The 24,509-nt window shown below is 70.0% G+C and carries 29 protein-coding genes; 17 read left to right on the forward strand and 12 right to left on the reverse strand.

Annotated features, from left to right (window positions below; all coding sequences use genetic code 11):
- Positions 1-20: 20 nt before the first annotated feature.
- On the reverse strand, positions 21-989 hold the full coding sequence (locus ACZ6Z4_RS09195; protein WP_465560283.1) for a helix-turn-helix transcriptional regulator: 969 nt from the start codon (positions 987-989) through the stop codon (positions 21-23).
- 81 nt (positions 990-1,070) lie between these two features.
- On the opposite strand from ACZ6Z4_RS09195, the gene ACZ6Z4_RS09200 reads away from it, so the two are divergent.
- On the forward strand, positions 1,071-1,466 hold the full coding sequence (locus tag ACZ6Z4_RS09200) for a RidA family protein (RefSeq protein WP_465560624.1): 396 nt from the start codon (positions 1,071-1,073) through the stop codon (positions 1,464-1,466).
- A 57-nt stretch (positions 1,467-1,523) separates the two neighbouring features.
- Here ACZ6Z4_RS09200 and ACZ6Z4_RS09205 read toward each other — a convergent pair whose 3' ends face one another.
- Both ACZ6Z4_RS09205 and ACZ6Z4_RS09210 read right to left on the reverse strand, forming a co-directional pair.
- Complete coding sequence (locus ACZ6Z4_RS09205) at positions 1,524-1,877, reverse strand: hypothetical protein (RefSeq protein WP_465560285.1); 354 nt, start codon at positions 1,875-1,877, stop codon at positions 1,524-1,526.
- 197 nt (positions 1,878-2,074) lie between these two features.
- Positions 2,075-2,533 (reverse strand): MarR family winged helix-turn-helix transcriptional regulator, encoded by a 459-nt coding sequence (locus tag ACZ6Z4_RS09210; protein ID WP_465560627.1) that lies wholly within the window; start codon positions 2,531-2,533, stop codon positions 2,075-2,077.
- Positions 2,534-2,629: 96 nt separating this feature from the next.
- Here ACZ6Z4_RS09210 and ACZ6Z4_RS09215 point away from each other — a divergent pair, with 96 nt between their 5' ends.
- The gene (locus tag ACZ6Z4_RS09215) at positions 2,630-3,199 is read left to right on the forward strand and encodes a YceI family protein (RefSeq protein WP_363676275.1); all 570 of its coding nucleotides are present in this window, start codon (positions 2,630-2,632) and stop codon (positions 3,197-3,199) included.
- A gap of 83 nt (positions 3,200-3,282) precedes the next feature.
- On the opposite strand, the gene ACZ6Z4_RS09220 is transcribed toward ACZ6Z4_RS09215, so the two are convergent.
- On the reverse strand, positions 3,283-3,879 hold the full coding sequence (locus tag ACZ6Z4_RS09220; RefSeq protein WP_465560287.1) for a TetR/AcrR family transcriptional regulator: 597 nt from the start codon (positions 3,877-3,879) through the stop codon (positions 3,283-3,285).
- A gap of 118 nt (positions 3,880-3,997) precedes the next feature.
- On the opposite strand from ACZ6Z4_RS09220, the gene ACZ6Z4_RS09225 reads away from it, so the two are divergent.
- From ACZ6Z4_RS09225 to ACZ6Z4_RS09235, 3 genes are read left to right on the forward strand one after another with little or no spacing between them, the layout of a single operon-like run.
- On the forward strand, positions 3,998-5,143 hold the full coding sequence (locus ACZ6Z4_RS09225; protein ID WP_363676273.1) for an acyl-CoA dehydrogenase family protein: 1,146 nt from the start codon (positions 3,998-4,000) through the stop codon (positions 5,141-5,143).
- Between the two features lie 12 nt (positions 5,144-5,155).
- Positions 5,156-6,376 (forward strand): acetyl-CoA C-acetyltransferase, encoded by a 1,221-nt coding sequence (locus ACZ6Z4_RS09230; protein WP_465560291.1) that lies wholly within the window; start codon positions 5,156-5,158, stop codon positions 6,374-6,376.
- Between the two features lie 37 nt (positions 6,377-6,413).
- On the forward strand, positions 6,414-7,169 hold the full coding sequence (locus ACZ6Z4_RS09235) for an SDR family oxidoreductase (RefSeq protein WP_465560294.1): 756 nt from the start codon (positions 6,414-6,416) through the stop codon (positions 7,167-7,169).
- A 4-nt stretch (positions 7,170-7,173) separates the two neighbouring features.
- Here the strand turns inward: ACZ6Z4_RS09235 and ACZ6Z4_RS09240 are convergent, their stop codons facing one another.
- From ACZ6Z4_RS09240 to ACZ6Z4_RS09255, 4 genes are read right to left on the reverse strand one after another with little or no spacing between them, the layout of a single operon-like run.
- Positions 7,174-7,893, reverse strand: a complete 720-nt coding sequence (locus ACZ6Z4_RS09240; protein WP_465560297.1) for an ABC transporter permease — start codon at positions 7,891-7,893, stop codon at positions 7,174-7,176.
- Entirely contained in the window at positions 7,893-8,807 is a 915-nt protein-coding gene (locus tag ACZ6Z4_RS09245; protein WP_465560299.1) for an ABC transporter ATP-binding protein, read from the reverse strand. Before ACZ6Z4_RS09245 ends, ACZ6Z4_RS09240 begins: the two co-directional genes overlap by 1 nt.
- Positions 8,804-9,703, reverse strand: a complete 900-nt coding sequence (locus tag ACZ6Z4_RS09250; protein WP_465560302.1) for an ABC transporter permease subunit — start codon at positions 9,701-9,703, stop codon at positions 8,804-8,806. Before ACZ6Z4_RS09250 ends, ACZ6Z4_RS09245 begins: the two co-directional genes overlap by 4 nt.
- The gene (locus tag ACZ6Z4_RS09255; protein ID WP_465560305.1) at positions 9,696-10,595 is read right to left on the reverse strand and encodes an ABC transporter ATP-binding protein; all 900 of its coding nucleotides are present in this window, start codon (positions 10,593-10,595) and stop codon (positions 9,696-9,698) included. The genes ACZ6Z4_RS09250 and ACZ6Z4_RS09255 overlap by 8 nt, the downstream gene beginning before the upstream one ends.
- Before the next feature lie 120 nt (positions 10,596-10,715).
- Between ACZ6Z4_RS09255 and ACZ6Z4_RS09260 the strand changes: the two genes are divergently transcribed.
- The 3 genes from ACZ6Z4_RS09260 to ACZ6Z4_RS09270 all read left to right on the forward strand — a co-directional run bounded on the left by ACZ6Z4_RS09260 (position 10,716) and on the right by ACZ6Z4_RS09270 (position 13,317).
- Complete coding sequence (locus tag ACZ6Z4_RS09260) at positions 10,716-11,609, forward strand: GNAT family N-acetyltransferase (RefSeq protein WP_465560308.1); 894 nt, start codon at positions 10,716-10,718, stop codon at positions 11,607-11,609.
- 110 nt (positions 11,610-11,719) lie between these two features.
- A complete protein-coding gene (locus ACZ6Z4_RS09265) occupies positions 11,720-12,610 on the forward strand; it encodes a GNAT family N-acetyltransferase (RefSeq protein WP_465560312.1) in 891 nt (296 codons plus the stop codon).
- On the forward strand, positions 12,607-13,317 hold the full coding sequence (locus ACZ6Z4_RS09270) for a Type 1 glutamine amidotransferase-like domain-containing protein (RefSeq protein ID WP_465560315.1): 711 nt from the start codon (positions 12,607-12,609) through the stop codon (positions 13,315-13,317). The genes ACZ6Z4_RS09265 and ACZ6Z4_RS09270 overlap by 4 nt, the downstream gene beginning before the upstream one ends.
- Here ACZ6Z4_RS09270 and ACZ6Z4_RS09275 read toward each other — a convergent pair.
- On the reverse strand, positions 13,303-13,758 hold the full coding sequence (locus ACZ6Z4_RS09275; protein ID WP_465560318.1) for a MaoC family dehydratase: 456 nt from the start codon (positions 13,756-13,758) through the stop codon (positions 13,303-13,305). The genes ACZ6Z4_RS09270 and ACZ6Z4_RS09275 overlap by 15 nt on opposite strands.
- 9 nt (positions 13,759-13,767) lie before the next feature.
- On the reverse strand, positions 13,768-14,526 hold the full coding sequence (locus ACZ6Z4_RS09280) for an SDR family oxidoreductase (RefSeq protein ID WP_363676262.1): 759 nt from the start codon (positions 14,524-14,526) through the stop codon (positions 13,768-13,770).
- Between the two features lie 90 nt (positions 14,527-14,616).
- Between ACZ6Z4_RS09280 and ACZ6Z4_RS09285 the strand changes: the two genes are divergently transcribed.
- The 4 genes from ACZ6Z4_RS09285 to ACZ6Z4_RS09300 are packed head-to-tail and all read left to right on the forward strand — an operon-like array spanning position 14,617 to position 16,341.
- On the forward strand, positions 14,617-15,045 hold the full coding sequence (locus ACZ6Z4_RS09285) for an acyl-CoA thioesterase (protein ID WP_465560325.1): 429 nt from the start codon (positions 14,617-14,619) through the stop codon (positions 15,043-15,045).
- Entirely contained in the window at positions 15,042-15,458 is a 417-nt protein-coding gene (locus tag ACZ6Z4_RS09290; RefSeq protein ID WP_465560328.1) for an acyl-CoA thioesterase, read from the forward strand. The genes ACZ6Z4_RS09285 and ACZ6Z4_RS09290 overlap by 4 nt, the downstream gene beginning before the upstream one ends.
- Before the next feature lie 14 nt (positions 15,459-15,472).
- A complete protein-coding gene (locus ACZ6Z4_RS09295; protein ID WP_465560331.1) occupies positions 15,473-15,898 on the forward strand; it encodes a globin in 426 nt (141 codons plus the stop codon).
- A 14-nt stretch (positions 15,899-15,912) separates the two neighbouring features.
- Positions 15,913-16,341: an OsmC family protein gene (locus ACZ6Z4_RS09300; protein ID WP_363676258.1), complete on the forward strand. Its 429-nt coding sequence runs from the start codon at positions 15,913-15,915 to the stop codon at positions 16,339-16,341.
- Positions 16,342-16,634: 293 nt separating this feature from the next.
- Here the strand turns inward: ACZ6Z4_RS09300 and ACZ6Z4_RS09305 are convergent, their stop codons facing one another.
- On the reverse strand, positions 16,635-17,441 hold the full coding sequence (locus tag ACZ6Z4_RS09305) for a mechanosensitive ion channel family protein (protein ID WP_465560335.1): 807 nt from the start codon (positions 17,439-17,441) through the stop codon (positions 16,635-16,637).
- A gap of 69 nt (positions 17,442-17,510) precedes the next feature.
- Here ACZ6Z4_RS09305 and ACZ6Z4_RS09310 point away from each other — a divergent pair, with 69 nt between their 5' ends.
- Together ACZ6Z4_RS09310 and ACZ6Z4_RS09315 are read left to right on the forward strand one after the other, a co-directional pair.
- On the forward strand, positions 17,511-18,488 hold the full coding sequence (locus tag ACZ6Z4_RS09310) for a DUF2157 domain-containing protein (RefSeq protein WP_465560338.1): 978 nt from the start codon (positions 17,511-17,513) through the stop codon (positions 18,486-18,488).
- The gene (locus tag ACZ6Z4_RS09315; protein WP_465560341.1) at positions 18,485-19,426 is read left to right on the forward strand and encodes an FAD-dependent oxidoreductase; all 942 of its coding nucleotides are present in this window, start codon (positions 18,485-18,487) and stop codon (positions 19,424-19,426) included. Before ACZ6Z4_RS09310 ends, ACZ6Z4_RS09315 begins: the two co-directional genes overlap by 4 nt.
- On the opposite strand, the gene ACZ6Z4_RS09320 is transcribed toward ACZ6Z4_RS09315, so the two are convergent.
- A complete protein-coding gene (locus tag ACZ6Z4_RS09320; RefSeq protein WP_465560344.1) occupies positions 19,413-20,885 on the reverse strand; it encodes a glycerophosphodiester phosphodiesterase in 1,473 nt (490 codons plus the stop codon). The genes ACZ6Z4_RS09315 and ACZ6Z4_RS09320 overlap by 14 nt on opposite strands.
- 157 nt (positions 20,886-21,042) lie before the next feature.
- Here ACZ6Z4_RS09320 and malQ point away from each other — a divergent pair, with 157 nt between their 5' ends.
- The 3 genes from malQ to ACZ6Z4_RS09335 all read left to right on the forward strand — a co-directional run bounded on the left by malQ (position 21,043) and on the right by ACZ6Z4_RS09335 (position 24,435).
- A complete protein-coding gene (gene malQ / locus ACZ6Z4_RS09325) occupies positions 21,043-23,157 on the forward strand; it encodes a 4-alpha-glucanotransferase (RefSeq protein WP_465560347.1) in 2,115 nt (704 codons plus the stop codon).
- A gap of 103 nt (positions 23,158-23,260) precedes the next feature.
- Entirely contained in the window at positions 23,261-23,851 is a 591-nt protein-coding gene (locus ACZ6Z4_RS09330) for a lytic polysaccharide monooxygenase auxiliary activity family 9 protein (protein WP_465560350.1), read from the forward strand.
- Positions 23,852-23,931: 80 nt separating this feature from the next.
- On the forward strand, positions 23,932-24,435 hold the full coding sequence (locus tag ACZ6Z4_RS09335; RefSeq protein ID WP_363676251.1) for a hypothetical protein: 504 nt from the start codon (positions 23,932-23,934) through the stop codon (positions 24,433-24,435).
- Positions 24,436-24,509 lie beyond the last annotated feature (74 nt).

Genomic DNA, 24,509 nt, shown 5'->3' on the forward strand with positions numbered 1-24,509 from the left:
TCTGCTGGGTGGCCATGGGTTCAGCGCTGCTCGTACTGCGTGCGCAGCGCTGCTGCCCGCTCGTACAGGGTGCTGCGGAGCCAGTCAGGCTGCAGGACCTCAGCCTGCGTGGCGAGCTGCCAGAGTGCCCAGGTGGCGTGGCGGCCGTCCTGGAAGGTGACCTCCATCCGCAATCGGTCACCAGCAGGCTCCTCGGAAAGTACGGCGAGTGCTGTGTCGACCAGCTCCTTGCGGCGAGCTGGGTTGACCTCCGCGACGACCGTCACCTGGTCGCCGCCCGTGCGGAAGCGAGTGCTGCGCTCCTGCCAGGCCTGGTCGAGGTCCACCTCGGCCGGGCGCTCAGCTGGTTCCGGCAGCGCCTCAGCGGCCAGTACGCGTGAGAGGCGGTACGTGCGGTCGTCTCCGGCCTTCGTTGCGAGCAGGTAGCCCTGCTCGCGGACGGTGACGAGCCCGATCGGGTCCACCGTCCGCCACTCCGGCGGCTGCCCGGCAGGCGCGTACTGGATGCGCAGGCGATGCCCGGTCAGCACCGCGCGCCGGATCTCACCCATCACCGGCTCGGGGATCTCGTCCGGGTCCCGCCGCCGCGACAGGATGTCGATCTCCGGGTCGAGCAGGAGGCGCTGCGCGGCGCCGGTGGCGGTGTCGCGGTAGCTGTCGGGGAGGGCGTCGACGAGCTTCAGCATCGCGGAGGCGAGCGCCGAGCCGAGCCCGAAGGCCTGCGCGCCGCGGCGCGAACCGGCGACGAGAAGGGCGAGGGCCTCGTCCGGGCCGAGGCCGGTCAGCTCGGTCTGGAAGCCGGGGAGCAGGGCGAACCCGCCGTGGCGGCCGCGTTCGGCGTACACGGGGACGCCGGCAGCCGAGAGTGCCTCGATGTCGCGCAGCACGGTGCGCGTGGAGACCTCGAGCTCGCGGGCGAGCGTCGCGGCGGACAGTTGACCGCGCTGCCGGAGCAGGAGGACGAGCGAAACCAGACGGTCGGCGCGCATCGCCCGAAAATACCTGACCAAGGGTGTCGTGAATTGTTGGCAGGCTCATCAGCTCGACGAACGAATGGAGCTGATGTGGCAGTGGAACGAACGGCGATCAACCCGGTGACGTGGTCGGTGGAGATGGGCTTCAACCAGGGCGAGCTCGTCACGGGCGCGACCCGCACGCTGTACTGCTCCGGGCAGACCGCGATGAACCCCGACGGCAAGCCCGAGCACGACGACGACATGGCCGGCCAGCTCACGCTGAGCCTCGACAACCTGGAAGCGGTGCTCGCCGAGGCGGGGATGACGCTGGCGGACCTGGTACGGCTGAACGTCTACACGACGGACGTGGACATGCTGTTCCAGCACTACGGGGTGCTGGCGTCGCGCCTGGGTGCGGCCGGGGTGGCACCGACCACGACGATGCTGGGGGTGACCCGGCTGGCGATCCCGGGGCAGTTGGTCGAGCTGGAGGGCACAGCGGTCGCCTGAGGTAGTGGTGGCGCGCACCGCCCCCTGGCCGCCTCTGGAGGCGGCCAGGGGTTGCGGCTAGAGGAACCAGTGCACGCTGTGGCGGGCCTGGTGGTTGGCGAAGTCGTAGTCGTCCAGCGGGTCGCCGGCGTTCCTGGCCCGCAGCAGCCGACGCAGGTCGTCGCGGACGCGCCGACGCTCGGGGACGTGGTACAGCTGATGGATCTCTTCGGCATCCGGCCCGAACCGGCCGTGCGGGTGCCGATCGGTCCCGTCGCTGTACGCCGGTGCGCAGGTCGCCCGGGGATCCCGGGTGCGCCCGTGGGCGAGCGTCTGCTCGACGCACTCGCCGCGGCGATGGTCGTGCTCGATCGGATGGTTCTCGACATGCCGGATCACCCAGTTCGGGCGGTCCTTGTCGGTACGACTCATGCATGCTCCCGGCATGCATCCGCGCGCGGCGGTCACCGCGACTGTGTCCGGATGCCTAAGGCTCCGGGGGCTGCGGCTGGGAGTGGGTCACGGAAGACACAGTACGGCGGGCGCGCGTCCGTTGTCCTCGTACTGCGGGTACTAGCGAACGGCAGGGCCTGCGGGGGAGGAACGCCTCCCCGCAGGCCCGATCCGGCTCAGCGTTGGCCGATGTTTTCGGAGACCGCGTCGAAGACCCGGCCGACCGCGGCGAAGTCCTCGGGGGTGGCCAGGTCGACGAGGTGTTCGCGGACGCCTGCCACGTGGGAGGGGGCGGCCTGTTCCAGGAGGGTGAAGCCGGCGTCGGTGAGTTCGGCCCAGACTCCGCGCTTGTCGGACTTGCAGGAGGTGCGGCGGACCAGGTCCGCGGCCTCCAGGCGGCCTACAGTGTGGGTCAGGCGGGAGCGGCTCTGGTGCAGGCGGTCGGCGAGCTCGGCCATCCGCAGGCGGCGGTCGGGGGCCTCGGAGAGGCGGACCAGGATCTCGTAGTCGTTGATGCCCAGGCCGAACTGCCGCAGGTCGTCGTCCAGCTTGGCCATCAGGCGCGCCGTGCCCAGCAGGTACGCGCGCCACGCCACCTGCTGCTCGGAGTCCAGCCACCGGGTGCCAGTCGTCATCGTCACCAGCACAGTGTACCGGGAATGTAGTTCAGATTTAAACCGTTAGGGCTCACATAACAGGTTGAAATTTTAACTATCCCCCGAGAGGACCTGATGAGCATCACCGGTACGACGACCGCGACCAGCACCATCCCCGGCCTGGTGGCCGGCACCTACGCCCTCGACACGGCGCACACCGAGATCGGCTTCACCGTGCGTCACCTGATGACCAAGGTGCGTGGCACCTTCCGCGAGTTCGAGGGTGAGATCGTGGTCAAGGACTCGCTGGAGGAGTCGACCGCCGCGGTCAGCGTCGAGCTGGCTTCTGTGCACACCCGCAGCGAGCAGCGTGACGGGCACCTGCGCTCCGGCGACTTCTTCGACGCCGAGAACAGCCCGAAGATGACCTTCACCAGCACCGCGCTGAAGCCCGAGGGCGACGACTTCGTGCTGGCCGGCGAGCTGACCATCAAGGGTGTCACCAAGCCGATCGAGTTCGCCGTCGAGTTCCTCGGCGTCGACCAGAACCCGTACGGCCAGAAGATCATCGGCTTCGAGGCGTCCACCTCGATCAGCCGCAAGGACTGGGGGATCGACTTCAACGTCCCGCTGGAGGGCGGCAAGCTGCTGATCGGCGACAAGGTGGAGATCCACCTCGACGTCCAGGCGGCGCTGCAGGACTAGCCGGTACGCCGTACCAGGCGCAACCGCGTACGCCGTACGAAGGCCCTGGCCCCTCGGAAGAGGGCGCCGGGGCCTTCGTCGTGTCAGGCCTGGACCATCCGCAGCGCGAGGTCGGCGTACAGGCTGCCGAGTGCCTCGGGTTCGGTCCGGTGCGGGGTGTACCAGCGGGCGACGTCGATCGACAGGGACAGCACGGCGAGCGTCGTACCGGGCAGGTCGTCGACCGCGAACGAGCCGTCGGCGACGCCGTCGGCGAGTACCTGCTCGATCTGGGCGGAGATCGTCCGCCGGATCGCCGCGACCTCGGCGAAGTGCTCGGGGGTGAGCGCGGCCAGCTCGTACTGGACGACGCGCGCGATCGTGTGGTGCTCGGCGTGCCAGGCGGTGAACGCCGAGACCATCGCCCGCAGGCGCTCGGCGGGGGAGCCGGAGTTGGCGTCGGCGAGGACGGTGAGGGCCGCCTGGTGCCCGTACCGGCTGATCTCGAAGAGCAGCCGCTCCTTCGACGGGTAGTGGACGTACAGCGCCGCCGGCGACATGCCGGCCCGGGACGCGATGTCGCGGGTCGTCGTCGCCTGGAAGCCGCGTTCGGCGAAGGCGTCGATGGCGCCGGTGAGCAGCCGGCGGGCGGCGGCCGGCTGGACGTGCTCCCACACGAGGGGACTGGTGACTGCGGACACGTTGACACTCTGCACCGGATTCGGGAAGCTAAGCAAGCGCTTAGCCATTTGTCTCACCCGCCAGGTGACGACGGCCACAGCGCCGACACAGCAGACCGCAGCTCGGGAGGCGCAAGCGATGGAACGGATCATCTTCGGCGAGGACCACCACGCGTTCCGGGCCAGTGCGAAGGAGTTCTGCGACCGCTCGCTGGTGCCGCGGATGGAACAGTTCCTCGAGGAGAAGACGATCGACCGCGCGGTCTGGCTGGAGGCCGGCAAGCAGGGCTTCCTCGGGCTCGACGTCCCCGAGGAGTACGGCGGCTCGAGCGTCGGCGACTACCGGTTCAACGCGGTGTTCGCCGAGGAGGTCTCGAAGGTCTCCGCGTCGCTGTCCAGCTGCTTCGGGATCCACTACGACTGCGCCGCGCCGTACCTGGTCGATCTCGGTACCGAGGAGCAGAAGCAGCGCTGGCTGCCGAAGTTCAGCTCCGGCGAACTGGTCGCCGCGATCGGGATGACCGAGCCGTCCGGCGGCTCCGACCTGGCCGGGCTGAAGACCAGCGCCAAGAAGGTCGACGGCGGCTGGGTGCTGAACGGGTCCAAGACCTTCATCACCAACGGCGACATGGCCGACCTGACCGTCACCGCCGCCCGGACCGACCCGAGCAAGGGCGCCAAGGGCATCACGCTGTTCGCCGTCGAGGAGGGCATGGACGGGTTCGCCCGCGGCCGCAAGCTCGACAAGGTCGGGCAGACCGAGTCCGGCACCTCGGAGTTGTTCTTCGAGGACGTGTTCGTCCCCGACGAGAACGTGCTCGGCGAGGTCGACCGCGGCTTCATCCACATGATGGAGCGGCTGGCCCAGGAACGCGTCGGGGCAGCGGTCTCGAACATCGCGCACGCCGTACAGATCCTCGACGAGACGATCGAGTACGTGAAGCAGCGCAAGGCCTTCGGTCAGCCGGTCGGGTCGTTCCAGTACAACAAGTTCCTGATCGCCGAGCTGGTCACCAAGGCCGAGGTGACCCAGGCGTACGTCGACAACGCGATCGTCGCGCACGACGAGGACCGGCTGTCCGCGGTCGACGCCGCCAAGACCAAGTGGTGGAGCGCGCAGGTGCAGAACGAGATCCTGGACGCCTGCGTCCAGCTGCACGGCGGCTACGGCTACATGAACGAGTACCGGGTGGCCCGCGCCTGGCGCGACGCCCGGGTGACCAAGATCTGGGCCGGCAGCAACGAGATCATGAAGGAACTCATCGGCCGCGACCTCGGCCTGTAGAAGGAGAACCCAGTGCCTGAAGCAGTCATCGTCTCCACCGCGCGGTCGCCGATCGGGCGCGCCCACAAGGGATCGCTGAAGGACATCCGGCCCGACGACCTGGCCGTGCAGATGATCCAGGCCGCGGTCGAGAAGGCCGGGCTGACCGGCGACCAGGTCGAGGACCTGATGCTGGGCTGCGCCGAGCCGCACGACGAGCACGGCGGCAACATGGCCCGCCGGGTCGCCGTCCAGCTGGGCTGGGACAACACGCCCGCGACCACGATCAACCGGTTCTGCGCGTCGTCGACCCAGACCGCGCGGATGGCCTACCACGCGATCAAGTCCGGTGAGGGCGACATCTTCGTCAGCGCCGGCGTCGAGTGCGTGTCGCGGTACAAGAACTTCGGCTCCGCCGGGGTCGGCGACCCGAGCTCGTTCAACCAGGCCTTCGCCGACGCCGTCCAGCGGACCGAGAAGTACGCCGAGACCAACGACGTCTGGCACGACCCGCGCGAGGACGGGCAGCTCCCCGACATCTACATCTCGATGGGCCAGACCGCCGAGAATGTGGCGACGCTGCGCGGGATCAGCCGCGCCGACCAGGACGCGTTCGGCGTACGGTCGCAGAACCTGGCCGAGAAGGCGATCGGCAACGGGTTCTTCGAGCGCGAGATCACGCCGGTGACGCTGCCCGACGGCACGGTCGTCAGCAACGACGACGGCCCGCGAGCCGGTACGACGCTGGAGAAGGTCAGCCAGCTGCAGCCGGTCTTCCGGCCGGACGGGACCGTGACGGCCGGCAACTGCTGCCCGCTGAACGACGGCGCCGCGGCTGTGGTGATCATGAGCGACACCAAGGCGCGCGAGCTCGGGCTGACGCCGCTGGCGCGGATCGTGTCGACCGGCGTCAGTGGGCTGTCGCCGGAGATCATGGGGCTCGGTCCGGTCGAGGCCTCGAAGCAGGCGCTGGCGCGGGCCGGGATGAGCATCTCCGACATCGACCTGGTCGAGATCAACGAGGCGTTCGCCGTCCAGGTGATCGGTTCGGCGCGCGAGCTCGGCATCGCCGAGGACCGGCTGAACGTGCACGGCGGCGCGATCGCGCTGGGGCACCCGTTCGGGTCGACCGGGGCGCGGATCATGACCACGCTGGTGAACGGCCTGCAGTTCGAGGACAAGCAGTTCGGGCTGGAGACGATGTGCGTCGGTGGCGGCCAGGGCATGGCGATCGTGCTCGAGCGGCTCAGCTGAATCCTGTACGTCGTACCGATCGAAGAGGACACGGTTGATGGGTTTGCAGGGCCGGACGGCGATCGTCACGGGTGCTTCGCGCGGCATCGGGCTGGCGGTCGCGCAGCGGCTCGTCGCCGATGGCGCCCGGGTGGTGATCACCGGGCGCACGCAGGAGACGCTCGACGCGGCGGTGCTGGAGCTGGGCGGCGTCGAGCATGCGATCGCCGTTGCTGGGAAGGCCGCTGATCCTGACCATCGCGCGACGGTGATCGAGGCGGCGCTGGCGACGTACGGGTCGGTGGACCTGCTCGTCAACAACACCGGCATCAACCCGATCTACGGCTCACTGCTCGACGTCGATGCCGCGGTCGCGGCGAAGATGGTCGACACGAACGTGCTCGCGACGATCGCGTGGGTGAAGGCTTGCCGCGACGCGTGGATGGGTGAGCACGGGGGATCGGTGGTCAACCTGTCGTCGGTTGCCGGGCTCGCGCCGTCGCCCGGGATCGGCTGGTACGGCGCGACGAAGGCGATGCTGTCACGCGTGACGATGGAGCTGGCGGTCGAGCTGGCGCCCGTCATTCGGGTGAACGCGGTCGCGCCGGCGGTGGTGAAGACGAAGTTCGCCGGCGCGCTGTACGAGGGCCGCGAGGCCGAGGTCGCGGCGACGTACCCGATGAAGCGGCTGGGGCGACCCGAGGATGTCGGGTCGCTGGTGTGGTTCCTGCTGTCGGACGAGGCGTCGTGGATCACCGGGCAGACCCTGACGATCGACGGCGGGCTGACGCTGAACGGCGGGATGGTTCAGTAGCCGGCTACTCCGCGCTGGAGAGGATCAGTGAGCGGAGTTTGGTGATCGCCAGCGTCAGCGCGGTGATGGTGACCGCGACCAGAAGAATGGATGCGATGGGGAGTTTGACCGCTGACTCCACGCGCGGCGCGTCGGTCAGGGAGCTGATCAGCGCCAGGGACCACTGCTGAACCGACAGGACTTTCGCGCCGTCGACGTACTGGCCCATCACGCTTTCCCAGAGGAGGGAGTAGATGAGGCCGATGGTCACCGCGTTGCCGGAGAAGACCGACAACGCCGTGAAGATGGCGACGTAGGCGATGCCTGCGACCAGGGCGCCGAGGGAGAAAGCGAAGGCTGTGGTGAGGTCGTGGGGGTCCAGGACGATGCCGGCGATCAGCATCGGGAGGGCGCCCAGGACCAGGACGACGCACACGGCGACCAGGGCCTTGGTGAGGACGATGGTGGAGCGTTTGATGGGCTTGCTGAGCAGGTAGACGATCGAGCCGTCGTCGATCTCGGAGGCGATCGCGCCGGTGCCGGCGACGAGCGCGACCAACGGCAGGATGACGGCCAATCCGAACATGTTCAGCAGTGCGACCTGAAGGCCGGACTTGTCGTCGACGGTCAGGGCCAGCAGGACGCAGAGGCCTACGAAGACCGCGGGGAGGATGTAGAGGAGCAGCCCCCGGCGCGAGCCGAAGAGCGTCGCGAGGGTGAGTCGGATGATGGTGCGGACGACCATCAGTTCCTCCCGACCAGGTAGGAGAAGACGCTTTCGAGGGACTCGTCCGTGGGGGAGACCTCGAGCAAGCGGATGCCCAGGTCGCGGGCGAGACCGGGGACGATGCGGCTGAAGCGTTCGAAGTCGACGACGCGGACCTGCAGTGTCGTGGCGTCGAGGTCGGCGCCGGCAGTGGAGGGGTCGGCGATCAGCGCGGAGGCGAGGCGACGGTTGTCGCTGGAACGCAGGCGGTACAGCATCGGGCGGTCCGTCATCAGCGTGCGGATCGCGCGGTAGTCACCCGAGGCCGCGTGCCGGCCGGAGACGACGACCTCGATGTGGGTCGCGACCTGCTGCACCTCCTCCAGGATGTGCGAGCTGAACAGCACCGTCCGCCCGTCGCTGCCCATCTTGCGCAGCAGCTCCATCAGGTGCAGTCGCTGCCGCGGGTCCATGCCGTTGAAGGGCTCGTCGAGCAGCAGCACCGACGGCTCGTGGACCAGCGCGGCGGCCATCTTGATCCGCTGCTTCATGCCCTTCGAGTACGTCGAGATGCGCCGCTCCGCCGCATCTTCCATCGCCACCACGGCGATCGCCGCGGCCGCAGCGGCCCCAGGCTGAGCGAGCCCGTGCAGCGAAGCGTTGGCCTGCACGAAAGCAGCACCCGTCAGTACGTCGTACACGGCCTCGGTCTCCGGCACCAGCCCGATCGCGGAGTACGCGCGCTCGTTCCGCCAGACCGGTACGCCGTCCAGCGTGACCGCGCCGACCGACGGCGGCAGGAAGCCCGCCATCATCGTGATCAGCGTCGACTTGCCGGCGCCGTTCGGCCCGAGCAGCCCGGTGACACCGGGGCCGATCGTCATCGTGACGTCGTTGACCGCGACGACGTTGCCGTACCAGCGCGACACCTTCTGGATCTCGATCACGCTCACCCGCGGGCCACCTTCGCGTAGCGCCGGTTGAGTCCCCACAGGCACAGCCCGACGACGACCAGGTAGACGGCGAGGAACACCAGCCCCTGCGTCGTGGTCGGCATCCAGCCGTCGCTGTCGTCGCGGAACAGGAACGTGCTCAGCGTCCGCGACAGCGTGAACGGCGAACCCAGGTTGGCGAACCGGGCCGCGGTGCTCTTCATGTCCTGGTCGGTGTCGAGGATCGCGGTGGTGGTGATGGTCGCGGTGAACGACACGATCAGCACGGTGATGATCGCGGCGACTGCGAACCCGCGACGCGGTGTGGCGGCGGCGATCAGGCCGCCGATCGAGGCGAGCAGCACCGACAGCATCAGCCCGCCGGCCAGTCCGGTCCCGAACTCGCGCGTCATGTCGACGAAGTCGAACTTGGCGAGCAGCGCCCCGGCGTACAGGACGGTGAGCGGGATCGAGATCAGGATCATCAGCGCGATCACCAGCGCGCCGAACTTGGCCACCGCATAGTCCGTACGCCGGGGCGGCCGCGCCAGGTACAGCACGATCGAGCCGTACCGCAGGTCGCGGGAGAACAGCTGCGGCGCCTGCGAGGCGAGGTAGAGCGCGATCACCGGCTGCAGGTAGAAGACGTAGTGCGCCGGGATCACCGGCGGGCTGTCGAGCTGCAGCGAGATCTCGATGCCGACGATGATCGCGACCGGCACGACCATCACGGCGAGCAGCAGGATCGGCATCACCTTGGACTTGCCGGACCGCCCGATCCCGTACGCGTGCCGAACACTTGCCGCGAGCAACGCCTGGGTGATCGCGAACCGACCGAGCCGCGGCCCGTCGTAGTGCCGGTACCCGATGTCGTGGATGACGCCGGTCCGCGGCGGTGGCGGAACCTGCTCAGACACTGAAGACCTCTTCCAGCCGATGCCGGTGCGGCTCGATCCGCACCAGCCCGAGCCCGAGCTCGGCCACCGCGTCCCGCACCAAGTCGTACGTCGCGTCGCCGCTGATCTCCACCAGCACCAGCGGCCCCTCAGCGCGAGCCCGAGCCCCCGCACGCTCCAGAGCAGCACCGAGCCGATCGCGCCCGCTCAGATCGCGAACCTCCACCGCCAGTACGCCGGTCTCGCCGGTCAGCGCGGCCTTCGACTCCGACCGCAGCAACCGCCCGCCGTCCAGTACGACGATGTGGTCGCAGACCGACTCCAGCTCGCCGAGCAGGTGCGAGGTGATCAGCACCGGAATGCCGAACTCGGTCCCGATCCGGCGAACCAGCGCGAGCATCTCGTCGCGCCCGGCCGGGTCGAGCCCGTTGGTCGGCTCGTCGAGCAGCACCAGCTTCGGGTCGTGGGTGAGCGCCTGCGCGAGCTTCACGCGCTGCTTCATCCCGGTCGAGTAGCCGCCCATCGGGCGGTAGCGCGCTTCGTCGAGCCCGACGTGGCGCAGGACGTCGGCGGCGCGTTCGCGGGCCGCGGTGGCCGGCAGGCCGGACATCTGGCCGAGGTGCACGACGAACTCGGTCGCGGAGACGTCGGGCGGCAGGCAGTCGTGCTCGGGCATGTAGCCGACGAGCGCCCGGACCGCCTCGCCGCCGGTGACCACGTCGTGTCCCAGCACGATGGCACTTCCGGCGGTCGGGGCGATCAGTCCGAGCAGGATCTTCAGCAGGGTCGACTTGCCGGCACCATTGGCTCCGACCAGCCCGGTCACGCCGGACCCCACCTCGACGGTCAACTCGTCCAGTGCCGTCACGCGGGGGTAGCGCTTGGTCAGCGCGGTGGTCGCGATCACGGGCACCCGCCAACACTAGTGGTTCGGCGGCTCGTCGCAGAATCGTCGGCCGTTGCGATCCCATCCCAAAAGAGTGCTGCCCAAAACCAGTGGCTCGTACGCCGCCCGCCTGGTTACCGTCGGCGGATGGAGATCAGGCCCGCCCACCCCGACGACGCCGAGGCGCTGGCCGCCGTCCGCCGCGACGTCTTCGCGTTCGCGGTGATGTCGCCCGCGACCGTCGCGCACCTGATCACGACGGAGACGCCGGGCGAGCAGCCGCTGCACCTGGTCGGCCTCGACGAGGGCCGCGTGGTCGCCTGGGGATCGGCCGCGATCAACACCTGGACGAGCGATCCGGGCCAGGCCGGGATCAACGTCCACGTGCATCCCGAGCATCGCCTGCGCGGGATCGGGGGAGCGCTGTCGAACCGCCTGCACGAGCATTTGCAGGACATCGGCGCCGTCCGGGCGCGCGCGTTCGCGTCGTCGTCCGGTGTCGAGTTCGCCAAGCGGCGCGGGTACGACGGCACCCGGCAGATGCACTACTCCGGGATCGACCTGCGGCAGCCGCTGCCCGAGCAGCCGCCGACGCCGGGCGGGATCGAGCTGGTCGGTCTGGACCAGGTGACCGCGCGGCAGGCGTACCTGGTGGACTCGATCGCAGGCCTGGACGAGCCGGGCGACTCACCGAGCGACGCGGTCGAGTTCGACCAGTGGGTGCAGGAGATCTGGGAGAGTCCCGGGCTGGACAAGGCGTTGTCGGTGGCGGCGCTGGCCGGTGACGAGATCGTCGCGTACCACGCCGTCGAGACGGCCGGTGACCGCGCCTGGGCCGGGATGACCGGCACCCTTCCGGCGTACCGGGGCAAGGGGTTGGCGAAGCTGGTGAAGTCGGTCGCGCTGCGGCGGGCGGCGGCGGCCGGGATCGTCGGCGCGTTCACCTCCAACGACGACGAGAACGGTCCGATGCTTGCCGTGAACAACTGGCTCGGCTACCGCCGGGTGGAGACCCAGACCGGCCTGCTGCGCTTGCTCTGACCGGGCGCCCGCTCACGCTGCGAAGTTTGCCCGGATGTTTACGGCGGTCCAGGCCGGATCGACCCGGCCCAGGAGATATCTTCCCCAGTACTTCGGTGGAAGGAGTTCCGATGGAGATCAGGCCGCCTCAGCTGGGTGACGCCGAGTCTGCGCTGGCGCTGCACCTCCTGGTCGCGCCGTTCCTGGCGACCACCGCCTCGGCTCTGCGCCGGCGGCTCAGCACACCGGGGAACGCGCCGGGCTCCGCGGTGTTCGCCGCGCTCGACGGCGACCTGGTGATCGGCTGGACGAGCACCGGCCTGATCGACGGGTCCGACCCGCTCGACGGGCAGCTGCGGCTGATCGTCCACCCGGAGCACCGCGGTCGTGGCGCCGGTACGGCGTTGCTGGAGCTGGCCCACGAGAACCTGAAGGCCGGCGGCGCCGTGACGTCGCGCGTCTTCGCCGACCCGGAGTCGTCGGGCTGGGCGTCGCAGTGGGGCTACCGCGAGACCCGCCGGGTGCACTACGCGAGCATGGCCCCGGCCGACGCGCCCGCGCTGCCGCCGGTCCCCGAGGGGATGCGGTTGTCGCCGCTGAACGAGGTCGATCCGCACCGGGTCTGGGAGGCCGACGTGATCGCCCAGCGGACCAAGCCCGGTGACGCGAAGATCGCCGGCCGCTCGTACGAGAGTTGGCTGGAGGCGATCTGGAGGTCGCCGGCCATGGTGCTCGATCTGAGCACGGCGCTGCTCGACGCGGACGGCCGGGTGATCGCGTTCACGCTGGGCAACGGCGACCACGAGAAGATCTGGTCGCAGATGACCGCGACCCTGCCGGAGTACCGCGGCCAGGGACTGGGCAGGCTGGTGAAGTGCGCGGCGCTGCACCGCGCGGCGGAGGCCGGGGTCACCGGCATGTACACCGCCAACTACGACGGAAACGGACCGATGATCGCTGTCAACGAGTGGCTGGGCTACACCCGCACCGCCACCCACGCCGTCCTGATCGCGCCGCTGTGACCGGGCAGATCCTCGCCCTCGGTGGCGGCGGTTTCTCGATGGAGCCGGACAACCCGCTGCTCGACGACTACTTGTTGTCCTTGGCAAGGAACACCGACCGGCCGCGGGTCTGCTTCGTGCCGACCGCCAGCGGCGACGCCGAGGGCTACAGCCAGCGCTTCCGGGACGCCCTCGGCCCGGACCGCGCCGAGGCCTCGGTGCTGAACCTGTTCCAGCGCGAGGTCGTCGACCTCGAGGAGTTCGTCCGCGGCCAGGACGTGATCTACGTCGGCGGCGGCAGTACGGCGAACCTGCTCGCCGTCTGGCGCGTGCACGGGCTCGACCGCGCGCTCAAAGCGGCGTACGACGACGGCGTCGTGCTGGCCGGGATCAGCGCCGGGATGAACTGCTGGTTCGAGGCCTCGGTCACCGACTCGTTCGACGTGAACAGCCTGGCGCCACTGGAGGACGGGCTCGGACTGCTGACCGGCAGCGCCTGCCCGCACTACGACGGCGAGGAGCTGCGCCGCGGCACGTACCTCGACCTGGTCGGCAACGGCTTCCCCGGCGGGTACGCCGCCGAGGACGGCGTCGGGCTGCACTTCCGCGACGGCGAACTGGTCGCGGCTGTGAGCTCGACGCCGGGCAAGGCCGCGTACGCCGTACGGGCTGGTGACGCCGGCGTGGTCGAGGAGCCGCTGGCCGTGCGCTACCTAGGGGACCAGTAGGACGACGGTCTCGGCGACGCAGGCCGGCTTGGTCGAGTTCTCCAGCTCGACGACCCACTGCAGGGAGACCTGTACGCCGGCCGGCGTCTCCTGCGCGCCCGCGATCGACGCACCCGCCCGGACCCGCGCGCCGACCGGGACCGGCGTCGGGAAGCGGACCTTGTTGACGCCGTAGTTGAGCTTCGCCGAGACGCCGTCGACGTCGAACAGTTCCGCGCCGAAGCGGGCGATCAGGCTGAGCGTCAGGTACCCGTGGGCGATCGTGCCGCCGTACGGGCCGGCGGCGGCGCGCTCGACGTCGACGTGGATCCACTGGTGGTCACCGGTCGCCTCGGCGAACTGGTTCACCTGCTCCTGGGTGATCTCCAGCCACTCGGTCTCGCCGAGCTGCGTACCGACGGCGCCGACGACCGCGTCGACTCCGGTGAAGGTGCGGGGCATCGTGATCTCCTAGTTGCGGGGGCCGCCGGCGACGTACAGGACCTGGCCGGACACGAAGCCCGACTCCTCGCTGCAGAAGAACGACGCGGCGGCCGCGATGTCGGCCGGCGTCCCGGTGCGCTGGACCGGGATCGCCGCGGCGGTCGCCTTCTTGAACTCCTCGAAGTCGATCCCGACCCGGGCCGCGGTCGCCGCGGTCATGTCGGTCTCGATGAAGCCCGGCGCGATCGCGTTCGCGGTGACGCCGAACTTGCCCAGCTCGAAGGCCAGCGTCTTGGCCAGGCCCTGCAGACCGGCCTTGGCCGAGGCGTAGTTCGCCTGGCCGCGGTTGCCCAGCGCCGACGTCGAGGACAGGAAGACCATCCGGCCGTAGCCCGCCTCGACCATGTGCGCCTGGCAGGCCTTCGACATCAGGAAGCTGCCCTTGAGGTGCACCGACATCACGGTGTCCCAGTCGTCCTCGGACATCTTGAACAGCAGGTTGTCGCGCAGGACGCCGGCGTTGTTGACCAGGATCGTCGGCGCGCCCAGCTCGGCCACCACCCGCTCGACCGCGGCGGCGACCTGGTCGGACTGGCTGACGTCGCAGCCGATCGCGACGGCCTTGCCGCCGGCGGCGGTGATCGCCTCGACCGTGCCCGCGCAGGCCGCCTCGTCCAGATCCAGGACGGCGACGGCGTTGCCGTCCGCGGCGAGCCGCTGCGCCACCGCGGCGCCGATTCCCCGGGCCGCCCCGGTCACGACCGCCACCCGCTGCTGCTCGCTCATCGCCACCTACTCCTGAGTTCGGTTTGGTATCCGGGATGACATTACCCACGTCGCGCCGGTCCGGGGGGCCTTGGATGCGATGATCCCCGTGTGGATCATCACAACCGGCACGTCTACCACTGCCCGCTGCGCTGGGGGGACATGGACGCGCTCGGCCACGTGAACAACGGCCGGTACGTCGACTACCTGCAGGACGCCCGCGTCGACTTCCTGTTCCGGACCGCCAAGGAGCTCGGCGCCGACGACCTGGAGACCGGGCTGCTGGTCGCCCGGCACGAGGTGCAGTACCGGGCGGCGCTGCGGTTCCGGCCCGAGCCGGTGCGGATCGAGTTGTGGATCTCGGAGATCCGCGCGGCGTCGTTCACGGTCGGCTACGAGATCTGCGACGACGGGCCGGAGGGCCGTACGACGTACGTCGAGGCCAAGACGCGGCTGGTGCCGTTCGACTTCACAGCCAACCGGCTGCGGCGGATCACCCCGGTCGAGCGCGAGGCGCTCTCGAAGCTGGTGGGCGGATGACCTTCACGCATCCCGTGCTCGTGCGGTGGTCGGACATCGACTCCTACGACCACGTCAACAACGTGCGGTACTTCGACTACCTGCAGGAGGCCCGGATCGCGTTCCTGGCCGAGGTGTTCGGGGTCGGCGTGCACGAGTTCTTCGGCACCTCGCCGGTGGTGCTGGTCAGCCAGACCGTCGACTACCTGCGGCCGATCCTGCTCCGGCACCCGCCGTACGACGTGGAGGTGTGGGTGTCGGCGATCGGCACCTCGTCGTACACGCTGCAGTCGCGGATCGTGGACCACGAGGAGGGGCTGACGTACTGCAAGGCCACCTCGGTGCTGGTCACGGTGACCGCGGACACGCACGCCAAACGGCCGCTCGCCGAGGCCGAGCGGGCAGCCCTCGGCGCGCACGTTTCGGTGGCTTGAGACACTGAGTGGCGATGAGTGAGCCACAGAGCTTCTACGACGCCGTAGGCGGGGCGGACACGTTCCACCGGCTGATCGCCGCGTTCTACCGCGGCGTCGCGGCCGACCCGGAACTGCGCCCGATGTACCCGGAGGAGGACCTCGGCCCGGCCGAGGTGCGGTTCCGGATGTTCCTGGAGCAGTACTGGGGCGGGCCGCGGACCTACTCCGAGCAGCGCGGGCACCCCCGGCTGCGGATGCGGCACCACCCGTTCGCCGTCACCCCGAGCGCACGGGACCGCTGGCTGGGTCACATGCGGGCCGCCCTGGACGAGATCGCCCTGTCCCCGGAGCGGGACGAGGAGATCTGGAAGTACATGGTGATGGCCGCGCACAGCATGGTGAACACCGACGAACCGACGTACCCGGGCGCGATCGACGTGTCCGAGAACCAGAACTAGGGAGACACACGAGCATGGCAACAGTTCGCACTGCCAAGGCCCACTGGGAAGGCTCGCTGATGGAGGGCGCCGGCCAGGTCGCCCTCGAGTCGTCCGGGATCGGCACGTACGACGTGTCCTGGGCCTCGCGGGCCAACGACGCGAACGGCAAGACCAGCCCCGAGGAGCTGATCGCCGCCGCGCACTCGACCTGCTTCTCGATGGCGCTGTCGCACGCGCTGGCCGGCGCCGGCAACGCGCCGGAGTCGATCGACACCACCGCCGACGTCACGTTCCAGCCCGGCGAGGGCATCACCGGCATCAAGCTCTCGGTCAACGGCAAGGTCCCCGGCCTGACCGCCGACCAGTTCGCCGAGTTCGCCGAGCAGGCCAAGAAGAACTGCCCGGTCTCCCAGGCGCTGGCCGCGGTGAACATCACCCTGGACGTCACCTTCACGGCCTGACCTCCACACGAACCGACGGCGGCGACCCCTGCGGGGGTCGGCGCCGTCGGCGGTTTGAGGGAAGGAAAGCGGAGTATCCGCGAGCCGGGCCCGTCCGGCGGGGCAGGGCGCTCCGCGCCCGCCGAGCTGGTGCCCGCCGAGCTGGTGCCCGCCGAGCTGGTGCCCGCTGGCCCAGCGCCCGCTCGGCCGGAGCCCGCTGAGCTGCCGCAGGCCAGACCGCTGCTCGGCTTGGATCTTTCTGCGAGCTTGCTCGCGTGCCCAGCCCGAGCGGGCGGGAGTTTGGGCAGGTGCGGTCAGTCCGGCGGGGTGTGGCCGCCCGAGGGGCGGGCGTTGGCTTCGGCTGGTGGCGGTGGCTCCTCCGGAGCCTCGACCACCTGTTGCTCTTCCTCGCGTTCCGTCGCCGAGCCGACGCCGGACGGGCCGCCTTCGGGGTCGCGGTTGGTGAGGTTGCCGATGCGGAGGACCTCGCCGTTGCGGACGTACCAGATGGTGCCGTCCTCGCCGCGCAGGCGGGTGACGCGCAGGCCGACGGCCTCGACGACGCCGGTGGCCTTCTCCATGTCGATCAGGTCGCCGACGCCGTACTGGTCTTCGAAGATCATGAAGATGCCGGCCAGGAAGTCCTTGACCAGCGTCTGGGCGCCGAAGCCGAGCGCGACGCCGATGATCGAGGCCGACGCGACCACCGGCAGGATGTTGAAGCCGAGCTCGGCCAGCACCATCACCACCGTGACGGCGGTCAGCACGATCGTCACCGTGCTGCACAGCAGCGACGCGATCGTCTCGGCGCGCTGGGCCCGCCGTTCGTTGGCGAGCGTGTTCTCGACGAACTCCTGGCCCCGTTTCGACCGGGCCAGGACACCGGCGACGGCGCCGTTCCCGGTCCGCCGGGCGAACCGCCGGATCGCCTTGTGCAGCAGCCAGCGCAGCACGAAGAACGCCACGATCAGCCCGGCGATCCGGGCCGGGACCATGACGATCTGGTCGGTCACTTCGAGCTTCCCGTCGTTGCCGCGACGGAAGAAGGCCGGGAACTGTTCAGGCAGCGAAAGCAGGGGGTGACTGAGCAGGGACACGGGGTAGCTGAGCAGAATAGGCATCTCGCCGCCCTACTGTAGTGACCACCGCCTGAACTCACGAACCACACACTCGAGGAGAAAAGACGGTCTATGCCGAGCAGGCTGGATGACGAGCTCTTGCGTCTGGTGAGTGCGGGGGTGCTCCGCCAGTACCAGGCGGACGCGCTGCGCGACGCGGCCGACGCGGACAGTGCGGAGCCGACGGCCGAGCAGCCTGAGACGCCCGCTCCGAAGCAGCCCCGCCCGGCTCCTCCGCACAGCTCCGCGCTGATGGAGGTGCTCGGCTACATCGGCGGTGCGCTCCTCCTCGGCGCCGTGGCCCTTCTCACGGTCGCCAACTGGGGTGAGATGGGCCGCGCGGCCCGCATCACCACCGGTACGAGCGCAGCCGTCCTCCTCCTCGCGGCAGCCGTCGTGCTCGGCCTGTTCCGTCGCCGTGAGCAGCTGAGCTCAGCGCTCGCTTCGCTCGGCTGCTGCGTCGCCGGCTTCGCCACGTACGTCGCGATCGAGGGGGAGACCGGCCGGATCGTCGGCGTCGCGGTCGCTCTCGCGCTGGCCGTGGCCGGTGTCTGGTGGTTGCAGGGCTCGTCGCTGCTGGTGGCGATGTTCGGCATCCTCGCCGTCGGCGTGCTGGTGATCACCTCCGACGTGCTGACCCCCGCGGACAGCGTGCACACCAACAGCGCGGGCATCGCCGGGACCGGCTTCATCCTGGTCGCCTTCGTGCTGGCCATGGTCGGCCTGGTCCGCGACCAGGTGACCTCCTGGTCGCTGGCGGGCGCGGCGATGTTCAGCTCGTCGATCTGCTGGCTGATCCAGGAGCGCGGCGAGATCATGGCGCTCGCCGTCGGTACGGCGGGCCCGGCGGCGCTGCTGGTCGCGTACGGCCGGGTGCACGCGTCGGCGTACGCCGTGGTCGGCTGCTCGATCCTGCTGGTGATCTGGCCGACCGCGCTCTACCAGCTGACCGACAACGTGGCGGGCGTGGCCATCGGCCTGGTGGTCGCCAGCGCCGGGCTCCTGGTCGCCGTACTCGTGCTGTCGCGTCGCCAGCGGCGGGCCGCGTGAAGGTCGTCGTCCTCGGCGCAGGGATCAGTGGGCTCTCCACTGCCCTCCTCCTGCGCGAGCGCGGCGACGAGGTCGTCGTGGTGAGCGCCGACGCCACCGAGGCGACCACCTCCCACCTGGCTGCGGCGGTGTGGTTCCCCACCTCAGCTGGCCCGGCCGAGAAGGTCGCCTCCTGGGGCAGTACGACGTACGACGTACTGGCGCGCGAAGCCGCCGACCAGGTGCCCGGCGTGGTGATGCGCGAGTCACTCGTCGTCTACCGCGAGGAGCCCGGCCCGCAGCCCTGGGCTGCTGCAGTGGGCGACGTGAGACCAGCAACGCCAGACGAGCTCCCCGCCGGGTACTCCCATGGCCTGCGCTTCGCCGTCCCTCTGGTCGAGATGCCCACCTACCTGCCCCGCCTGCACCAGCGCTATCTCGACACCGGCGGCCACCACCTCGTACGCCGAGCAGCCGCGCTCACCGACCTCCTCGACCTCCAGCCCGACGTCATCGTCAACTGCGCGGGCCTGGCCGCAGGCCAGCTCGTCGGCGACCGTACGACGTACCCGATCCGCGGCCAGATCGTCCGTGTCCGCAATCCCGGCCTGACGCTGTCGGTCCGCGACGAGCACCACCCGGCGGGCCGCGCGTACATCCACCCGCGCACCGACGACTGCATCCTCGGCGGCACGCTCGACCAGGGCAGCTGGGACACCACCGTCGACGACGCGACCACCGCCTCGATCGTCCAGCGCTGCACGGATCTGGTCCCCGCACTGGCCGATGCCGAGGTGATCGAGGCGCTGGTCGGTCTCCGCCCCGGCCGGTCCGAGGTGCGGCTGGAGCGGGACGAGCAGTTCGTCCCTGGCGTCCCCGTGGTCCACAACTACGGCCACGGCGGCAGCGGCATCACCCTGGGCTGGGGCTGCGCTCAGGACGCGGTCAGCCTCGTGTGACCTTCAGGCCGCGCAGCGACAGCGTCCCGTCGAGCGAGCCGCGGCCCAGGTGCAGGTATCCGCCCCGGAACGCCGTGTCGTTCACGGTGATCCGCGCCGGCTTGTCCAGGCGGCTCCAGACCAGCTTGGTCGGGGTCACCTCCAGCCGGAACTTCATCCACCGCCCGCGGACCGGCTCGGCTGTCACCTCCGAGCCGAGCAGCGTCCCCGACCCCTTGCCGACCCGGTGCTCGTACAGGCCGAGCTCGCCGTCGCGCTGCAGGATCGCGTGGTAGCCGTCGGAGACGCCGAGCCGGTGCTCGTAGTAGCGGTCGTCGGTGTGCGCGAACGCCAGCGTGAGGTTCGCCGCCGGGTCCTCCGGCAGCACGTCGTACGACGCCTCGAACTCGATCGTGTACGCCGGTGCGGTGATCGGCCCGAGGTTCCCCAGCGTCAGGAAGTGCTGCGCCTTGCTGGCGGCGAGCCGCACAGAGCCGCCCGGTCCCCACTGCAGCGCGAAGCGGTCGTCGTACGGGTCTCTGGTCAGTTCACCCGCTACCGCGAGGCCGCGTGACCACTGGTCGGCCACACCGACCTCTGTCTTGCCGAGCAGGTAGGCGATGTTCGAGGTGACCGCACCGGTCATGCCGACCGCGTTGTAGTGGGTCAGGTCGGAGCGGCGGTGCAGCGGGTACGGCCAGATGGTCATCCCGGTGGCGACGGCCTCCTCGACCAGCGACGGCGCCAGGTAGCCGCCGGGCCCGGAGTTCGGTACGACGATCGCGTCGGTGCGTGGCGACAGCAGGCTGGCCACGGTCTGCACCGACTCGGCGGTCATCTCCGCCGGTGTCGTGTAGTACGCGAACACGCCCAGTCCCTGGCTCTTGGCCTCGGTGATCCGCTTGCTGCGGTAGTAGGCCTTGAGCATCACCGACATCTCCAGCCGGTGCTTGGCGATCATCGCCATCATCGGCGCGTGCGCCCGGTCGTCCTTGGCCTCGACGCAGAGGATCGCCCGGCCGCCGAAGCGTTTGAGCACGTCCTCGAACAGCGGCACCCGGGCCTTCGTGCTCTGCCAGTACGGGCCCAGCCGGGCGACGTCGATCCAGCCCTTCTGCAGGTCGGCGTAGCTGATGCCGCTGAGCTTGCCGGCCAGGTTGGTGGTCCGGTCGAGGCTCTGGTCGTGCAGGCAGACCAGCACGTTGTCGGAGGTGAGCCCGACGCTGATCTCCATCGCGCGGGCACCAGCGTCGTACGCCGCCTGGTACGACTCCATGCTGTGCTCGGGGAACACGTCGCCGATGCCGCGGTGCGCGACCAGGTACTTGTCGCCGCGGTCGGCGGCCCAGTCGTCCAGCGTGAGTCCGCCGGGCTCCGACGAGCCCAGGTCCGCCGCGTCCGCGCCGCGACAGCCAGTAGCGACCGCACCTACAGCCAGTGCGCCCAACCAGCCCAGCGTCGTACGACGTGTGATCTCCATGCGTGTCCTCCCGGCGGCACAGGCCCCCGCTGCCGCTCTGCCACCGGCAGAGTAGATGCTGCGGAGCCTGCCGGCACAGGCTGTTCCCCGAGCTTGACCAACTTCTGCGGCGCGCTGCGTTCTGCTCAGGGGCCGGTCATGCGGCAGACTCGCACGCGTGACTGCACCCACTCCGGCCCTTGTCGAGCTAGCGGTAGCCCATGGCGTGGCGACGGAGTACTGGGACTGGCAGGGCAGACATGTGCTCGTGTCCAGCGAGGTGGTGTCGGCCGTGCTCGCCGCACTGGGCGTGGACGCGTCGACGCCGGCCAAGGCCGCCGAGGCACTCGACCAGCACCAGTTGGACCGCTGGCGCCGGGTGCTGCCCGCCACGCTGGTGATGCGCGAGGGCTGGACGCCCTGGTTCCCGCTGCACGTGCCGCACGGGTCGACCGCCGAGGTGTGGGTCGACCTGGAGGACGGCGGGCAGCGTCGCGACGTACCGCAGCAGGAGAAGTGGGTCGAGCCGGTCTGGGTGGACGGTGTCCAGGTCGGTGAGGCGACGTTCCAGCTGCCGGGGGACCTGCCACTCGGCTACCACCGGCTGTGCGCACGGATCGGCAGCAGCCCGGAGGTGTTCACCGGCACGGTGATCGTCACGCCGCAGCGCCTCGAGCCGCAGCGGCTGGACCGCACCTGGGGCTGGGTGCTGCAGCTCTACTCGGTCCGCTCCCGACGCTCCTGGGGGATCGGTGACCTGCACGACCTCGCCGACCTGGCTGCCTGGTCGGCCGGGGACCTGGGCGCCGGGTTCGTGCTGATCAACCCGCTGCACGCGGCGGAGACCGCGGGCCGGATGGAGCCGTCGCCGTACCTGCCGGCCTCGCGCCGGTTCGCCAACCCGATCTACCTGCGGATCGAGGACATCGACGAGTACGGCGACCTGGCGCCGGCCGAGCGGGACCGGGTCCGCACGCTGGGCCTGCAGAGCCGGGCGCTGAACGAGGACGTCGACTGGCTCGACCGCGACACCGTCTGGGCGGCCAAGCGGGAGGCGCTGCAGCTGCTGTTCGGTGTCCGCCCGTCGATCGGCCGGATCGCCGAGTACGGCGCGTACTGCGACCGCGAGGGCCAGGGACTGATCGACTTCGCCACCTGGGCGGCGATCGCCGACGTGCACGGCCCGGAGTGGAGCAAGTGGCCGGAGGAGCTGCGCGACCCGGCCGCCCCGGCTGTTGTTGCCTTCCGCAACGAAAACCCGGACGCGGTGGAGTTCCACTGCTGGCTGCAGTGGCAGCTCGACGAGCAGCTGGCCCGGACCCAGGCCCGCGCGAAGAACGCGGGCATGCAGCTCGGCGTCGTGCACGACCTGGCGGTCGGCGTACACCCTGATGGTGCCGACGCGTGGGCGCTGCAGAAGGTGCTCGCGGCCGGGATCCACGTCGGCGCGCCGCCGGACGCGTTCAACCAGCAGGGCCAGGACTGGTCGCAGCCGCCGTGGCGGCCGGACGCGCTGGCCGAGACCGGGTACGCCGCCTGGCGGGAGCTGGTGAAGGCGCAGCTGCGGCACGGCGGCGGCCTGCGGATCGACCACATCCTCGGTATGTTCCGGCTCTGGTGGGTGACCTCGGAGGAGAGCCCGACGCAGGGCACCTACGTGCGCTACGACCACGAGGCGCTGATCGGCATCCTGGTGCTGGAGGCCGCGCGGGCCGGTGTCGTCGTGGTGGGGGAGGACCTCGGGACTGTCGAGCCGTGGGTCCGCGACTACCTCACCGAGCGCGGCGTACTCGGTACGTCGGTGCTCTGGTTCGAGCGGGACGCCGACGGCAAGCCGCTGGCGCCGGAGCGGTGGCGGGAGCTCTGCCTGGCCACGGTGACGACCCACGACCTGCCTCCGACGGCCGGCTACCTGGCCGGTGACCACGTCGAGCTGCGGGACCGGCTGGGCCTGCTGACGCGACCGGTGGCCGAGGAGCTCGCGGTAGACGAGGCGGACCGGGACGCCTGGCTCGCAGCGCTCCGCGAGCGCCACCTGCTGTCCGGCCACGAGGGTGAGGTCGAGCGGATCGTCGAGGCGCTGCACCGGTACGTCGCGCACACGCCGGCCAAGCTGATCGGCGTCGCGCTGGCCGACGCGGTGGGCGAGCGGCGTACGCAGAACCAGCCGGGTACGACCGACGAGTACCCGAACTGGCGGGTCCCGCTGGGCGGGCCGGACGGCATGCCGGTGCTGATCGAGGATCTGCCCAACAACACCCGGCTGCGGCGGCTGGTCGGCGTCCTCAGATAACTATCCGTCAGGGGACGCTCACGAGCTGTTGACAATAAAATCGAACGGTTGCTATCTATTGTCCTTTCCGTACCGCCCCCCTTGACGGAAAGGATGTGTTCGCATGCGAGCACACAGGAAGACCCTGGCCGGGATCGCGCTCGGTGCTCTCGCACTGACCGGTCTGGCCGTCCCGACCGCCTACGGCCACGGCTACACCACGTCCCCGACCAGCCGGGCCAAGCACTGCGCCAACGGCACCGTCCAGAACTGCGGCAACATCCAGTGGGAGCCGCAGAGCACCGAGGGCCCGAAGGGCTTCCCCGGCGGCGGTCCCGCCGACGGCAAGCTCTGCTCGGCCGGCATCGGTGCCTTCGACCAGCTCAACGACCAGCGCGGTGGCGCCTGGCCGACCACCCAGCTCAGCTCCGGGTCGCTCTACACGTTCAGGTGGACGCTGACCGCCGCCCACGCGACCACGGACTTCAAGTACTACATCACCAAGGACGGCTGGAACCAGAACGCTCCGCTGACCCGGTCCGCTCTGCAGCTGCAGCCGTTCCTGACCGTGCCGTTCAACGGCGCCCGCCCGGGGATGACGGTCACCCACTCCGGTCAGCTGCCGAACAAGAGCGGCCGGCACATGATCCTCGCGGTCTGGACCATCGCCGACACCGGCAACGCGTTCTACCAGTGCTCGGACGTCAGGTTCTGACCACCGGCGTTTGGTAACTAACTTTCCTGGGCAAGGCACTCCTTGAAACTGTCCGCCCCACTGTTTCAAGGAGTGTCCCCATGAAAACCTCCGTACGCCGTGCGCTGGTGACCGCGGTCGCTCTCGTCGCCGGGCTGACGCCCGGGGTCGTCGCCGTCCAGCAGGCCTCCGCCGTCACCAAGCTCACCCACAGCCAGGCCACCAGCCGCTTCAGCGCCGCCGGCGTCACCTGGTCGTCCAGCGGCGGCTGCTCCAGCCGCACCAACCCGACCTGTACGTCGTTCGACCAGATCAACCTGGCGACCGTGCAGGGCACGATCACCCTCAAGCAGGCCAGCGGGTGCGCCGTCCGGGTCACCGGCGGCACCGAGACCGGCCACGCCGGCGGCACCTACAGCCACTGGAACGGCTACAAGGTCGACGTCGCGGTCAGCGGCTGCGTCGACGGCTACGTGAAGGGCACCTTCACCCGGATCGCCAACCGCGGCGACGGTGCTCCGCAGTGGCAGTCCGGCGCCGGCAACGTCTACGCCAACGAGGGCAACCACTGGGACATCACCTACTACAACTGCGGCGGCTGCTGACCCCCTGAGCCCGGCTCCGGCTGTATTGCGTGCAGCCGGAGCCGGTCGCACCCGCGGGACCACGATGGCCTAGG

The sequence above is a fragment of the Kribbella sp. NPDC104740 genome, assembly GCF_055583505.1.

Bases quoted from the DNA above. Each gene is read 5' to 3' on its own strand.
- ACZ6Z4_RS09215 (WP_363676275.1), top strand. From the start codon at position 2,630: ATGAGCATCACCGGTACGACGACCGCGACCAGCACCATCCCCGGCCTG.
- ACZ6Z4_RS09320 (WP_465560344.1), bottom strand. From the start codon at position 20,885: ATGGAGATCACACGTCGTACGACGCTGGGCTGGTTGGGCGCACTGGCT.
- ACZ6Z4_RS09310 (WP_465560338.1), top strand. From the start codon at position 17,511: ATGCCGAGCAGGCTGGATGACGAGCTCTTGCGTCTGGTGAGTGCGGGG.
- ACZ6Z4_RS09305 (WP_465560335.1), bottom strand. From the start codon at position 17,441: ATGCCTATTCTGCTCAGCTACCCCGTGTCCCTGCTCAGTCACCCCCTG.
- ACZ6Z4_RS09240 (WP_465560297.1), bottom strand. From the start codon at position 7,893: ATGGTCGTCCGCACCATCATCCGACTCACCCTCGCGACGCTCTTCGGC.
- ACZ6Z4_RS09295 (WP_465560331.1), top strand. From the start codon at position 15,473: ATGAGTGAGCCACAGAGCTTCTACGACGCCGTAGGCGGGGCGGACACG.
- ACZ6Z4_RS09290 (WP_465560328.1), top strand. From the start codon at position 15,042: ATGACCTTCACGCATCCCGTGCTCGTGCGGTGGTCGGACATCGACTCC.
- ACZ6Z4_RS09235 (WP_465560294.1), top strand. From the start codon at position 6,414: ATGGGTTTGCAGGGCCGGACGGCGATCGTCACGGGTGCTTCGCGCGGC.
- ACZ6Z4_RS09330 (WP_465560350.1), top strand. From the start codon at position 23,261: ATGCGAGCACACAGGAAGACCCTGGCCGGGATCGCGCTCGGTGCTCTC.
- ACZ6Z4_RS09335 (WP_363676251.1), top strand. From the start codon at position 23,932: ATGAAAACCTCCGTACGCCGTGCGCTGGTGACCGCGGTCGCTCTCGTC.
- ACZ6Z4_RS09195 (WP_465560283.1), bottom strand. From the start codon at position 989: ATGCGCGCCGACCGTCTGGTTTCGCTCGTCCTCCTGCTCCGGCAGCGC.
- ACZ6Z4_RS09260 (WP_465560308.1), top strand. From the start codon at position 10,716: ATGGAGATCAGGCCCGCCCACCCCGACGACGCCGAGGCGCTGGCCGCC.
- ACZ6Z4_RS09280 (WP_363676262.1), bottom strand. From the start codon at position 14,526: ATGAGCGAGCAGCAGCGGGTGGCGGTCGTGACCGGGGCGGCCCGGGGA.
- ACZ6Z4_RS09300 (WP_363676258.1), top strand. From the start codon at position 15,913: ATGGCAACAGTTCGCACTGCCAAGGCCCACTGGGAAGGCTCGCTGATG.
- ACZ6Z4_RS09225 (WP_363676273.1), top strand. From the start codon at position 3,998: ATGGAACGGATCATCTTCGGCGAGGACCACCACGCGTTCCGGGCCAGT.
- ACZ6Z4_RS09275 (WP_465560318.1), bottom strand. From the start codon at position 13,758: ATGCCCCGCACCTTCACCGGAGTCGACGCGGTCGTCGGCGCCGTCGGT.
- ACZ6Z4_RS09205 (WP_465560285.1), bottom strand. From the start codon at position 1,877: ATGAGTCGTACCGACAAGGACCGCCCGAACTGGGTGATCCGGCATGTC.
- ACZ6Z4_RS09265 (WP_465560312.1), top strand. From the start codon at position 11,720: ATGGAGATCAGGCCGCCTCAGCTGGGTGACGCCGAGTCTGCGCTGGCG.
- ACZ6Z4_RS09210 (WP_465560627.1), bottom strand. From the start codon at position 2,533: ATGACGACTGGCACCCGGTGGCTGGACTCCGAGCAGCAGGTGGCGTGG.